A 13,488-nucleotide genomic window follows, 5' to 3' on the forward strand; every position below is an offset into this window, starting at 1 on the left:
CACAGCAGTATGTTTGGCCTTGCCGCACGTCTGGATTGGTGTACACTCGAACCTACATTCGCAGCAACGGTTCTCGGAGGAGGTGACCGTCATGCCCAGCACCGCACACGTCGGTGGCGACTCGACAGCGCCGCAACCGCGTGCCGTTGAGTTGGTGGCCGATCTCCACCGCACCCTCGACAAATTGCAGACCGTGGATCTGTCGCCGTGTACCGATGCCGAACTCGCTGAGGTGGCCGCGGAGACCGAACGCGCCATCGCTCGTCTGACCGTCGCCGGGGACCGGCAGATCGATCAGGCCGTCGCCCGCGACCTGCCACGCAAGGCCGGCTGCCGCACCCTGATGCAGTTCATGACCCACCGGCTACGAGTGTCGAACCCGATGCGCCGCCGTAAGCATATGGACGCCACCGCCCACCGGACCAGCCTCGGCGGCGAGGTCCTCCCACCCGAATACCCCTGTCTCGCCGAAGCGTTCGCACAAGGCACGGTCGGCACCGCGCACGTCCAGGCCGCATTGGACGTCCTCGACCGCATCCCGGGCACCATCGACCACGACATCAAGGTCGCCGCTGAACGACAGATGGCCGAAATCGCCGAAGCCCACACGCCTGCCGAGATCACCCGGCTCGGCGCGCGGCTGCTCGCCCATCTCGACCCCGACGGCACCCTGGCCGACGACACCGACCAGAAACGACGCCGCGGCCTGTGGATCGGTCGGCAACGCGCCGACGGCACCGCCAAGATATCGGGCACCCTGACACCCGAACTCGTCGCCCGGCTGACGATGATGTTCGCCGTCTGGGGCAAACCCGGACTCAACAACCCCGACGACCCGCAGTCGCCTCGCGGACCGGCCGGCACCGCCGACCCCGACGCCCTGGCCTCGGCAGCCGACCGCGACGGCCGCACTCTCGCCCAGACCAATCACGACGCCCTCGACGCCGCACTGGCCGCAGGCTTCGCCGACGGAACACTGGGAACCTCGCACCGAGGCCTGCCCGTGCAACTGATCATCAAAGCCGACCTCTCCGACCTGACCCGCGAAGCCGGACTCGCCACCACCGCCACCGGAACCCTGCTGCCCATCCGGGACTTGATCGCGATGGCCGCCGACATGCAACCCTGGCTCGCGATCTTCAAAGACGCCACCACCGTCCCCCTGCACTTCGGACGGGGCAAACGCCTCGCCACCCGCGAACAACGCCTGGTCTCCTTCGCCCGACCCGACGGCGAGGTGTGCTCGGCTCCCGGGTGCGATCAGCCCGCCACCCAGGTCGAGCTTCATCACGCCGAACGAGACTGGGCCAAGGGCGGACTCACCGACATCGATGACCTCGCACCGGCCTGTCCCCGCCACAACCGCATGGTCGGCGACCAACCCGGCCAGTACACCACCCGGATCGTCCGGTCCGGGCCAGACGAAGGCCGCTGCGCCTGGCGACTCAACGTCGAACCCGGCGCACCGCCCAACCCCGAATACATCAACCGCCGACCCGACATACCCAAGCGGTTGCAGGCCCACCTGGCACAGGTGCGGCGAGAGATCCACGGACGCACCACGTCCGGCGACGAGCCACGCCCACATGACGCGCGCCGCTCATGGCTGAAAACCAGCCACGTCATCGACGTCCGACCACCCCGACCCGGACCACGCACGCCCCGGCCCTCCCTCGTCGAAGCACACCTCATGGAGTTACTCGCCACCTCGTGAAGTTCGCCGGCTCATCCGCGGTGGTCAGCGCGTGAGGACCACCTTGCCGATCGCCCCTCCGGATTCGGAGACTCGGTGCGCTGTACGAAGATTCTCGATCGTGAAACCAGCCAGTTCACGGTTGACAGTGCTGCGAATCTTGCCGGCGTCGACGAGTTCGGCGACCCGGCCGAGGATCTCGTGTTGTGAGTCGTCTTCCGGTGCGAACAACGGCTTGGAGAACATCAACTCCCAATGCCAACTCTGGCTCTTCTGCTTCAGCGGGAGGGTATCGAGACCTTCGGGCTCGTCAATGGCGACGACCTGACCGTGTACACCCATGATGTCGGCATAGGACTCGACATTTCCGTCCGAGTGGGGCGAGAAGATGTAGTCCACACCGCGCGGAGCGTATGCCCGCACGTCCTCGCGCAGGCGTCTCGGGTCGACGACGTGGTGGGCACCGAGTCCTCGCGCCCATTCCTGCGACTCAGGCCGTGACGCGGTTGCGATCACGGTGAGATCAGTCAGGGTCCGGGACAACTGAATGACCATCGAGCCGACGCCCCCGGCACCCGCCACCACGACGATCGTTCCCGAGTCCGCGGAATTGACCCGCAGCTTCTCGAACAACGACTCCCAGGCAGTGATCGTGGTCAACGGCAGTGCGGCAGCCGCGCCGAAGTCGAGGGACGACGGTTTGCGCCCGACGATCCGCTCATCGACAAGATGGAACTCGGCATTCGTTCCCGGCCGATCGATCGAACCGGCGTAGTAGACCTCGTCCCCGACGGCAAACCTCGACACCTCGTCGCCGATCCCGACGACAATCCCCGCCGCGTCGAATCCCAGAACACGCGGCGGATCGGAGTCACGCAGGCCTGCACGCACTTTGGTGTCCACCGGGTTGACCGAGACCGCGCGGACCTCGACGAGGAGATCGTGCGGACGGGGGGCCGGCACCGGCATTGTCGTCTCGGCGAACGCGCTCGGGTCCTCGACGGAGTTCGCAGCGACCGCGACCAGGGCTGTCATCTCTCGTGTCATGGCGCTAAGGTATCCCCACGACCCCAGTTACCCGCAAGGGCTCCTAGTATCCAATAGAAAGCATCGAGGCCAGCGCCATGTCACTACCGTCCCATCGCGGAGACGCCTACTCTGCGTCGTGTCCCTGCCGAGGGATGCTCGACCTTCTCGCCGACAAGTGGAGCGCCCTGGTCATCGGCGCCCTCCGCGATCGACCGATGCGGTTCGGAGAGCTCCGCGTGCGGCTGGACGGGATCAGCCCCAAAGTCCTCACGGCGACTCTGCGTCGGTTGGAGACAGCCGGGATGCTCACCCGCACCGTCTATCCGGCGGTCCCGCTGCACGTCGAATACGAACTGACGGAACTCGGGGTGGACGCCGCCGGGCCGCTGGACGCACTGCGCCTGTGGGTAGAGGACAACCTCGACCGCTTCCCACATCCGTAGCCGGCGCAGACAAAGGGACCCATCCCGAAGGATGGGTCCCTTTGTCATTCACTTGTCAGTCACGAACTCAGCCGAGTACCAACGACTCTCCGTCGGCACTGACGTTGACCGGCACGACGTCACCGTCGCGGATGTCGCCGGCGAGCAGCTGCTTGGCGAGCTGGTCACCGATGGCCTGCTGCACCAGGCGGCGCAGCGGGCGAGCACCGTACAGCGGGTCGAATCCGCGTGCGCCCAGCCATTCCTTGGCCTTGGTCGACACCTCGAGGTCGAGGCGACGCTGCGCGAGGCGCTTCTTGAGCTGGTCGAGCTGGATGTCGACGATCGACACCAGTTCCTCCGGGCTCAGGGCGTCGAAGATCACCACGTCGTCGAGACGGTTGATGAACTCCGGCTTGAACGCCGACCGCACCGCCATCATGACGTGATCCTTGTCGCCCCCCGCACCGAGGTTCGAGGTGAGGATCAGGATGGTGTTGCGGAAGTCCACCGTCCGGCCCTGACCGTCGGTCAGTCGACCTTCGTCCAGTACCTGCAGCAGCACGTCGAACACGTCCGGGTGAGCCTTCTCGATCTCGTCGAACAGGACCACCGTGTACGGACGACGCCTCACCGCCTCGGTCAGCTGGCCGCCGGCCTCGTACCCGACGTAACCGGGCGGAGCACCGACGAGCCTTGCCACGCTGTGCTTCTCGCCGTACTCGCTCATGTCGATGCGGACCATCGCCCGCTCGTCGTCGAACAGGAACTCGGCGAGCGCCTTGGCCAGCTCGGTCTTACCGACACCGGTGGGGCCGAGGAACATGAACGAGCCGAGCGGCCGGTTCGGGTCCGCGACACCGGCGCGGGCACGACGCACCGCGTCGGACACCGCCTGCACCGCATCCTTCTGACCGATGACCCGGTGTCCCAGTTCCTCTTCCATGCGCAGCAGCTTGGCGGTCTCGCCTTCGAGCATGCGTCCGGCCGGGATTCCGGTCCACGCCGACACGACCTGGGCCACGTCGTCGGGTCCGACCTCCTCCTGCAGCATCACGTCCTGAGAAGGATCCGTGCCGGTCTTCTCGATCGCGGCCTCGAGCTCCTTCTCCAGTCCGGGGACGCGACCGTACCGCAGCTCGGCGGCGCGTCCGAGATCACCGTCGCGCTCCGCGCGATCAGCCTCGCCGCGAAGCCTTTCCAGCTCCTCTTTGAGGTCTCGGACCGCGTCGATCGCGGTCTTCTCCGACTGCCACCGGGCGGAGAGCTCGTTGAGCTTCTCCTTCTGGTCGGCCAGCTCGGCGCGGAGCTTCTCGAGCCGCTCCTTCGACGCCGCGTCGGTCTCCTTCTGCAAGGCGACCTCCTCGACTTCGAGACGGCGGACGATCCGCTCGACCTCGTCGATCTCGACGGGGCGCGAGTCGATCTCCATCCGCAACCGCGACGCGGCCTCGTCGACGAGGTCGATGGCCTTGTCGGGCAGGAAGCGCGAGGTGATGTAGCGATCGGAAAGCGATGCGGCAGCGACCAATGCGGAGTCGGTGATGCGCACGCCGTGGTGCACCTCGTACCGGTCCTTCAGGCCGCGGAGGATGCCGATGGCGTCTTCGACCGACGGCTCGCCGACGTACACCTGCTGGAAGCGACGCTCTAGTGCGGCGTCCTTCTCGATGTACTTGCGGTACTCCTCGAGGGTGGTGGCACCGACCAGCCGCAGCTCACCACGGGCGAGCATCGGCTTGATCATGTTGCCGGCGTCCATCGCGGAATCGCCTGTCGCACCGGCTCCGACGATCGTGTGCAGCTCGTCGATGAAGGTGATGACCTGTCCGGCCGACCCCTTGATCTCGTCGAGCACGGCCTTGAGCCGCTCCTCGAACTCGCCGCGGTACTTCGCACCGGCGACCATCGAACCCATGTCGAGGGAGATGACGGTCTTGTTGCGCAACGACTCCGGCACGTCGCCGGCGACGATGCGCTGCGCGAGACCTTCGACGATGGCGGTCTTGCCGACGCCGGGCTCACCGATGAGGACCGGGTTGTTCTTGGTCCGCCGGCTGAGCACCTGCACGACGCGCCGGATCTCGGTGTCGCGGCCGATGACCGGGTCGAGCTTGCCCTCGCGGGCGGCCGCGGTCAGGTCGGTCGAGTACTTCTCGAGAGCCTGGTAGGTCGATTCGGGATCCTCGGAGGTGACCCGTGCGCTGCCGCGCACGGCGACGAACGCCTCGCGCAGAGCCTGCGGAGTCGCACCGAGGTTGTGCAGCAGTTTGGCGATGTCGGAATCACCGGTCGCCAGGCCGACGACGACGTGCTCGGTCGAGACGTACTCGTCGTCGAGCTCACCGGCCAGCTGCTGAGCTGCGGTGACGGCCGCGATCGATTCGCGGGATAGTTGAGGCGTCGAGCTGGCGCCGGACACCGTCGGCATGCGATCGACCAGAGCCTGGGCCTGCGCACGAACGCTCGACGGGTCCACGCCCACTGCCTTGAGCAGCGGCGACGCGATGCCGTCGGACTGATTGAGCAGTGCCACGAGGATGTGGGCCGGTCGCACGTCGGGGTTGCCAGCACTGGCCGCCGCCTGCACAGCAGAACTCAATGCTTGCTGCGTCTTGGTGGTGGGGGTGAAGCTGTCCACTCGCGTGCACCTTTCTCTTAAGTCCAACAGGCTCAAGTATGAGCCATACGCGGTCTACAACGCCAACATAGTTGAGTGCATTCCGCTCAAGCCTGAAGTTTCTGTGACATAGACCACTTGCTCCAGGATGTCGGGGGTTGGCGATCCCCCGCCCTCACAGCCGTCCAGGCTCGGGACCCGACGCCACAGACTCTCCGGAACGCGACAAACCGATCCGCAGTATTGAACGACGCACAAGTCGGGCGCCTATTCTTGAGCCCGATGTCACAGCTTTCACGCGACAAGAAGAAGCGCCGCGCCCAACGTAAGCGCAAACACGACTCCGGCAGTGGCAACCACTCCAACGTGGTACCGCTTTTCGGCACAGCAAGGCGACACGTTGCTCCCGAATCATTCAAGTCGTGGCTCCGCGATGAGGTCTTCCCCGGCGACGAGGAAGCTGTCACCCACATCGGGGCGTACGCGTTCATCGTGCTCGACGCCGTCGGGCAGACGAACCCCGGTTTCGATCCGCTCTCCTGGACTACCGACGACGTCGACACCATGGTGTCGATGCTCAACCACATCGAGTCGAACCAGCAGCAGGACGCCAAACCGCTCGCCATCGCGATCGAGACGCTGCGCCGCTACCTGGTCGAGACCGGCATGTGGCTCAGCACCGAATCCGTATCGGCCTATGCCGCCGAGCAGTTTGCCCTTGCCTCCGGGCTCGAGTTACGGACCACGACAATCGAGGAAGTCGACGAGGCCACCGAACGCGCTGCCCTCCTGGACACACAGCCCGTCCGGCGGGTCACCGAGCTGTTGGACTGGCTGGGTCCGCACCGCCCCACCACGCAGAGTCGGTGGCTCAAACCGGCCGAGGCCCGCGACCTCGCCCGCCGACTCGACATCGACTTCCCCGCTCACGTCAAGAGCATGAGCGACGTCGCGTCGTTACATCACCTGTGGGGCTTTGCCCAGGCCCTCGATATCGTCGAAGCCAATACCTCGAGCGCACGTCCCGGGCGCGCCGCCCATCTGTGGCGGGACGAGCCCCGGATCGACGTGCTGCGGGTGGGTCTCACCGCATGGGTTCGGTCCGGCTTTCCTCGGGAATACAACCCCGACATCGACTTCTCGTCGTCCTTGATCGGCGTGGTCATTAGCGGACTCGGCGATTCACCGCTGAGTATCGCCGAGATCAACGCCTGGGTCCCCAAACTCGGACTCAGCGAGTTCCTCGTCGAGGCAATCCATCGTCGGCTCGAGTTGTACATCGAAGAAGGCTGGCTGACGCTCGAGGGCGACAGGTACGTCGTTCCCGTCGCGTTACGCCCTGCCGTGGTATCTGCGCTCCCCCTGCCAGGACCTCCGCAGGACTAGACTTGGCCGGCGGCGCAGGGATCCGCTGACGTCCACAGTGCGCGATCGGTAACGGAATCCAGCACACATCCCGCACTCTGCACATCTGTTCGCGCAATATGGATTGAGTGACCACAGACAACTCCACCGGGCCGGTGATCTTCATCCTCTTCGGGTCGACGGGCGACCTCGCCAAGCGGATGGTCCTGCCGTCGCTGTACGAACTCCACCGGCGAGACCTGCTCCCCGACGGATGGCAGCTGATCGGCAACGGACGCGGCGACCGGACCGACGATGAATTCCGGCAACATGTGAAGGACGCGATCGAGGAGTTCGGTCCGGACGGGTCGGTGTCATCGGACGAATGGGAAGCGTTCGCCGAGACCATCCGCTTCGCCGGCGGCGGGTTCACCGTCGACGACCCCGGCCGTCTGCCAGAGGTGATCGACGCGGCCCGTGACGCCGTCGGCGACGGTGCTCAACTGGTCCACTATCTGGCCCTCCCACCGACCACCTTCGTCGACTACACGAAAGCCATTGCCGCGCACGATCTTGCGAAGGGATCCCGAGTCGTCTACGAGAAGCCGTTCGGTACGTCCCCCGACGGCTTCCGGACTCTCGACAAGGCGGTCCACGAATCCCTGGACGAGAAGCAGATCTACCGGATCGACCACTTTCTGGGGAAGGAGAGCACCCAGAACCTTCACGTCCTCCGTTTTGCCAACGGGTTGTTCTCGGGGGTGTGGAACCGCGAACACGTGGCAGAAGTCCAGATCGACGTCCCGGAGACCCTCGACATCGCCGACCGCGCCGCCTTCTACGACGCCACCGGCGCATTCCTGGACATGATCGTCACCCACCTGTTCCAGGTGGCGGCCGAAGTCGCGATGGAACCCCCGGTGTCGCTCGGCGCCGACGACCTGCTCGACGCGCGGGAGTCGGTCATCGCGGCGTTCCGGCCGCTGGACCCCACCGAGGTGGTCTTCGGCCAGTACGAGGGGTACCGCGACACCGACGGCATCCCCGCGGACTCCACCACCGAGACGTTCGCGGCAGTCCGCCTGTGGGTCGACACCAACCGCTGGCACGGCGTCCCGTTCCTGCTGCGGACCGGCAAGATGCTCGACCACAGCTCCCAGCGACTCAGCCTCGTGTTCCGCTCCCCCGCCGACGGTCCGCTGACCGATACCCCTGAGGACGGCACCGTGCTGACCTTCGATCTGGCCGGCGATGGTGCCATCGATCTGGCGGTCACCGTCAAGGAACCCGGTTCGGGCACCGACCTCTCCGTCGCCCACATGACCGAACAGCTCGACAAGGTGGCCGACGGCCTGTCGCCCTATGCCCGACTCATCGTCGACGTGCTGCGCGGCGATCGGTCGCTGTTCACCCGACCCGACGGCCTCGCGCATGTGTGGGAGGTGGCCGCACCGGTGCTGGCGAATCCGCCGGCGCCGCAACCGTATGCGGCTGGATCGACCGGCCCCGCGGCCGCCGACGACCTGTGCGGCGGGTCCGGCTGGATCTGAACGCGGACATGAGATCCGGTTGTGGTTTGTCCCGGTTACCGGCACAAAGCGCAACCGGATCCCGTGGCGCTCAGTTCAATCACCAAGCCGTCTATCGAGATTGATGGCCGCGCTGATGAGTGCGAGGTGGGTGAACGCCTGCGGCATGTTGCCGAGTTGTTCGCCGGTGAGTCCGACCTGCTCGGCATAGAGGCCGAGGTGATTGGCGTGGGTGAACATCTTCTCCAGCGCCAGCCGGGCGTCGGCCAGGCGGCCGACCCGGGTGAGTGCTTCGACATACCAGAACGAGCACAGGGAGAACGTCCCCTCGGCACCGTCGAGCCCGTCGTGCCCGCCGTCGGTGTCGTACCGGAACACCAGGGAGTCGCTCACCAGTTCTTCCTCGATCCGCTCGAGCGTGCGGAGGAACCGATCATCGGTGGGCGACAACAACTTCACGGCGGGGATGAGCAACAGCGCGGCGTCGAGCCGATCGGAGTCGAGCGTCTGGACGAAGGCCCCCACGTCATCGTTCCAGCCCCGCTCCATGATCTGCAGGAAGATGTCGTCGCGGGCCTTCATCCAACCGGCGACGTCGCCCGGTAGACCGCGCTGCCGACTCATCCGGATCATCCGCTCGAGGGCCACCCACGACATCACTCGCGAGTAGACGTAGTCCTGCGGCTTGCTCCGCACCTCCCAGATGCTCTGGTCCGGACGATCCCAGTTGTCGACGAGCCATCCGGCCACCGTGCACAGATGCGTCCAGGACCCGTAGGAGATCCCCGGTCCGTACTTGTTGTACAGGTACACCGAGTCGATGAGCTCGCCGTAGATGTCCAGCTGGAGCTGGTCGGCGGCGGCGTTTCCGACCAACACCGGCGAGGTCTGCCGGTAACCCTCCCAGTGGTCGAGTTCGGTCTCCTTCGGCGGCGGATCCCCGTCGACGGTGTACATCAACCGCAGCGGCCCCAGATCCCCCGCTTCGTCGGCGCCATCGTCGAACCGGCAGGTCAGCCAGTCCATGAACGCGCCCGCCTCGTCGGTGAAACCCAGCCGCAGTAGCGCGTAGAGCGTGAAGGCGGCATCGCGGATCCACACGTAGCGGTAGTCCCAGTTCCGTTCGCCGCCGATCTCTTCGGGAAGCGCGGCGGTCACCGCGGACACCACCGCCCCCGACGGTTCGTGCGTCAGCAGTTTGAGCGTGAGCGCCGACCGGTGCACCATCTCCCGCCACCGGCCCGTGTAGGAGGAGCGCGAGACCCAGTCCTGCCAGAATGCGACCGTCGCGGCGACGACCGCGGGAGAACTGTCGTGGTCGAGCATGTCGGACCCGATGGGGTCGGGGGCGAGGACGAACGTCACGCACTGACCGGTCTCGACGGTGAAGTGGGCCTGTGCATCCCGGTCGTCGACGGTGTCGACATCGACCGTCGACGCGAGATGCAACACCAGATCGTCGGTCTCGAAACGGAGTCGGCGTTCGTCCTCGACGACGACGGTGTGCGCCTGGCGCCCGTAATCGAACCGCGGCGCAACCGTCACGCGGAACTCCACGGAGCCGCGCACGCAGGAGACCCGACGGATGATCCGCGTGCGATGGTCGGGATCGTGCGGGCGCGCGATCGGCATGAGGTCCTGGACCTCGGCGACACCGTCCTCGCTCAGGAAGCGGGTGACGAGCACGTTGGAGTCGGGGAGGTAGAACTGCCGCGTGGTGACCTCTCCGTCGATGGGTTCCACGGTCCAGGCACCGCCGCGGCGGGCGTCGAGCAACGAACCGAACACACTCGGCGAGTCGAACCGCGGACAACAGAACCAGTCGATCCGCCCGTCGACTCCCACGACGGCCGCGGTACGCAGGTCCCCGATGACACCGTGGTCGGCGATCGGCAGATAGTCACCGGTGGCGTCGGCCGTCGTCGCGCCGTCGCATCGAGCCGTCGCAGCCGCGTCCTCGCCTGATTCGGAAGGGGTGCTCATGCCGGCCATTCGGTGCCTGCCTCATCTCGGATGGGCGACCGGGTTCCCCAATACGCCGGTCTGAAACCCGCCGATACCGGACACTCGACAGCGATCGACCCTCGACGGAAGGACAACGGTGCCGACAAGCAGCGTGGACACGAGCATGACCGACGACGCCGCCAACGTCTTCGCCGACGCCAAGGCCTACGCCGACGAGCCGCGACTGCACGCCGCGATGGCCCACCTGCGGGCACACAATCCGGTACCGCGTGTCGACCACGGCCCCTACCGGCCGTTCTTCGCGATCACCAAGCACGCCGACATCATGGACATCGAGCGCGACAACAACCTTTGGCTCAGCGAACCGCGTCCGGTGTTGACCACCGCCGCCGCCGACGATGTGGCACGTGCTCAGCTGGAGTCCGGTGCCGGACTGCGCACCCTGATCCACATGGACGACCCGCACCACCGCAAGGTCCGCGCGATCGGCGCCGACTGGTTCCGTCCGAAAGCCCTACGCGACTTGCAGACCCGCGTCGACGAGCTCGCGAAGCGCTACGTCGACAGGATGCGCGACATCGGACCCGAGTGCGACTTCGTCGAGGAGGTCGCGGTCGGCTTCCCGCTGTACGTGATCCTGTCGCTGTTGGGCCTCCCCGAGGAGGACTTCCCTCGGATGCACCAGCTCACACAGGAACTGTTCGGCGCCGACGACGTCGAATACCGGCGCGGCGCAACGCTCGAGGAGCGGATGACGACGCTGCTCGACTTCTTCGCGTACTTCAGCGAACTCACCGCATCACGACGCGCCCACCCCACAGACGACCTGGCGTCCGCCATCGCCAACGGCCTCATCGACGGCGAGCCCCTGTCCGACGTCGACACCGCGTCGTACTACGTGATCGTCGCCAGCGCCGGCCACGACACCACCAAGGACGCCATCTCCGGCGGCCTGCGGGCGCTCATCGAGAACCCCGGTGAACTCGAACGACTTCGACGCGAGCCCGAACTCGTGGGGACCGCGGTCGAGGAGATGATCCGGTGGACCACACCGGTCAAGGAGTTCATGCGCACCGCCGCCGAGGACACCTCGGTGCGCGGTGTGCCCATCGCCAAGGGCGAATCCGTCTATCTCGCCTACACGTCGGGCAATCGGGACGAGGACGTCTTCGACGACCCGTTCACCTTCGACGTCGGCCGGTTCCCCAACAAACATCTGTCGTTCGGTCACGGCGTCCACTTCTGCCTCGGCGCCGCCCTGGCCCGGATGGAGATGCGGAGCTTCTTCGCCGAACTGATCTCGCGACTCGACTCCATCGAACTGGCCGGGACACCAGAGCTGGCCGCGACGGTGTTCGTCGGCGGTCTCAAGCACCTGCCGATCAGGTATTCGCTGCGCTGAGCAGCGACCGGCCCGATCCGAGCATCGGAAGCGTTGTGCCGGAGCGTCATTCCGACAATCGACAGACCGGGGTCCCGATCGGCCGACGGCGCGCCCGGGTCGCGGCACCTCGCTTACCATCGGGGCTGCCTGACCACCATCCCCGAGGAGTAGTTGTGCACGAGCTCACCAAGGGCTCCAAGACCACCCTGAGCACGACCGCACACCTCGTCGAAGTTGCGAGCGCGTCACCCGGCGACGTCGACCTCATCGCCGTGCTCCTGACGGCCGGTGACAGGGTCCGCACGGACGACGACCTGATCTTCTTCAACAACCCGGCTTCCTCGGGCGTTCGGCTCCGCGGTTCGGATTCATGTGCGGTCGACCTGACGTCGGTGCCCGCCGACGTCGAGCGGGTCGTCGTCGCGGCGAGCACCGAGGCGCAGCACAAGACATTCGAACAGATCGGCTCGCTGACGGTGACCATCTCGGGTTCGGGCACGTGGACGTTCACGCCACCGGATCCCGGAACCGAGACCGTCCTGCAGCTGGTGGGGTTCTACCGCCGGAACGGACAGTGGAAGCTCGACGCGATCGGGCAGGGCTACAGCCAGGGGCTGGCGGCATTCGCCACCGACTTCGGGATCACCGTCGACGACGCACCGGAACAACCGCCCGAGCTCGCCGCTTCAACAACCGGCGCCCCGGTGAACGCTGTGCCGCAGCAGGTTCCGGAGTCGCCGCAGGAGGTTTCGGCAGCACCGCCGGCCAATCTTTCGAAGGTCAAGGTCTCCATCACGAAGGACTCCCGCGACAAGACCGCGTCGATCGACCTGCGCAAAGGGTCGTCGGACTGGGTTCTCACCGTGGGCCTCGAGTGGGACGGACGGGGCGCGGAGTACGGGGCCGACGGTCGGGTGACGAAGTACGGCAAGGGTGACCTCGACGTGTACTTCTTCTGCCGTGACGAGGTCGCTCATCGGTACGTGGTCATCAGTGGCGAGAAGGCGCATCGCGGCGATTTGCGGAGTTGGCCCTTCATCGAGCACCACGGGGACAGCCGCGGTCCAGGGCGAGGCAACAAGCCCGCCGTCGAGCAGGTCACGGTCCTGCCGAAGGAGAACGGCGATCTCCTCGTCAACGTCTACCAATCCGTCGACAACGGAGCCGGCGCGATCGACAAGTTCGGCAGGCCCAGAGTGGCGATTCGATACGGCAGACCGGGCAAGGACGGTCTGCCCGGGCCGGACAGCGACGAGATCCTCATCCATGTCGGCAACGGCAAGAACTCGTTCTGGGCGACGGTCGCACACATCGACGTGCAGGACGGTGTGTTGAAGGTCGACGGAACGACCCGCTACAGCAAGTTCTTCTCCGAGCGGATGCCCACGCTCGACCGCACCGGGAAGTGGGTGCGCAGCGCCAAGGAGGCGCCGACCGGACGCAGCAAGAAGAACAGCGGGTCCGGTCTGGACCGCTACGACGGTGAACTCTGACCGTCGAGA

General features: G+C 66.2%; 9 protein-coding genes. 6 read left to right on the forward strand and 3 right to left on the reverse strand.

Annotation, left to right across the window (positions count from 1 at the left end):
• Positions 1-91: 91 nt before the first annotated feature.
• Positions 92-1,714, forward strand: coding sequence for an HNH endonuclease signature motif containing protein (locus QAD21_RS20095; RefSeq protein WP_205333958.1), 1,623 nt, complete (start codon positions 92-94; stop codon positions 1,712-1,714).
• A gap of 24 nt (positions 1,715-1,738) precedes the next feature.
• Here QAD21_RS20095 and QAD21_RS20100 read toward each other — a convergent pair whose 3' ends face one another.
• Positions 1,739-2,740: a zinc-binding alcohol dehydrogenase family protein gene (locus QAD21_RS20100; protein WP_223258838.1), complete on the reverse strand. Its 1,002-nt coding sequence runs from the start codon at positions 2,738-2,740 to the stop codon at positions 1,739-1,741.
• A gap of 134 nt (positions 2,741-2,874) precedes the next feature.
• On the opposite strand from QAD21_RS20100, the gene QAD21_RS20105 reads away from it, so the two are divergent.
• Entirely contained in the window at positions 2,875-3,165 is a 291-nt protein-coding gene (locus QAD21_RS20105; protein WP_139115427.1) for a helix-turn-helix domain-containing protein, read from the forward strand.
• A gap of 67 nt (positions 3,166-3,232) precedes the next feature.
• On the opposite strand, the gene clpB is transcribed toward QAD21_RS20105, so the two are convergent.
• On the reverse strand, positions 3,233-5,785 hold the full coding sequence (gene clpB / locus QAD21_RS20110; protein ID WP_068970187.1) for an ATP-dependent chaperone ClpB: 2,553 nt from the start codon (positions 5,783-5,785) through the stop codon (positions 3,233-3,235).
• Between the two features lie 261 nt (positions 5,786-6,046).
• On the opposite strand from clpB, the gene QAD21_RS20115 reads away from it, so the two are divergent.
• Positions 6,047-7,150, forward strand: a complete 1,104-nt coding sequence (locus QAD21_RS20115; protein WP_068970186.1) for a hypothetical protein — start codon at positions 6,047-6,049, stop codon at positions 7,148-7,150.
• 107 nt (positions 7,151-7,257) lie between these two features.
• The gene (locus tag QAD21_RS20120) at positions 7,258-8,658 is read left to right on the forward strand and encodes a glucose-6-phosphate dehydrogenase (NADP(+)) (protein WP_068970185.1); all 1,401 of its coding nucleotides are present in this window, start codon (positions 7,258-7,260) and stop codon (positions 8,656-8,658) included.
• A 75-nt stretch (positions 8,659-8,733) separates the two neighbouring features.
• On the opposite strand, the gene QAD21_RS20125 is transcribed toward QAD21_RS20120, so the two are convergent.
• On the reverse strand, positions 8,734-10,629 hold the full coding sequence (locus QAD21_RS20125) for a glycoside hydrolase family 15 protein (protein ID WP_058249791.1): 1,896 nt from the start codon (positions 10,627-10,629) through the stop codon (positions 8,734-8,736).
• Between the two features lie 136 nt (positions 10,630-10,765).
• Between QAD21_RS20125 and QAD21_RS20130 the strand changes: the two genes are divergently transcribed.
• Entirely contained in the window at positions 10,766-12,004 is a 1,239-nt protein-coding gene (locus QAD21_RS20130; protein WP_280360182.1) for a cytochrome P450, read from the forward strand.
• A gap of 155 nt (positions 12,005-12,159) precedes the next feature.
• Positions 12,160-13,479, forward strand: coding sequence for a TerD family protein (locus QAD21_RS20135; RefSeq protein ID WP_280360183.1), 1,320 nt, complete (start codon positions 12,160-12,162; stop codon positions 13,477-13,479).
• Positions 13,480-13,488: the final 9 nt, after the last annotated feature.

This window comes from Gordonia sp. SMJS1 (assembly GCF_029866425.1).
GTDB lineage: Bacteria > Actinomycetota > Actinomycetes > Mycobacteriales > Mycobacteriaceae > Gordonia > Gordonia hongkongensis.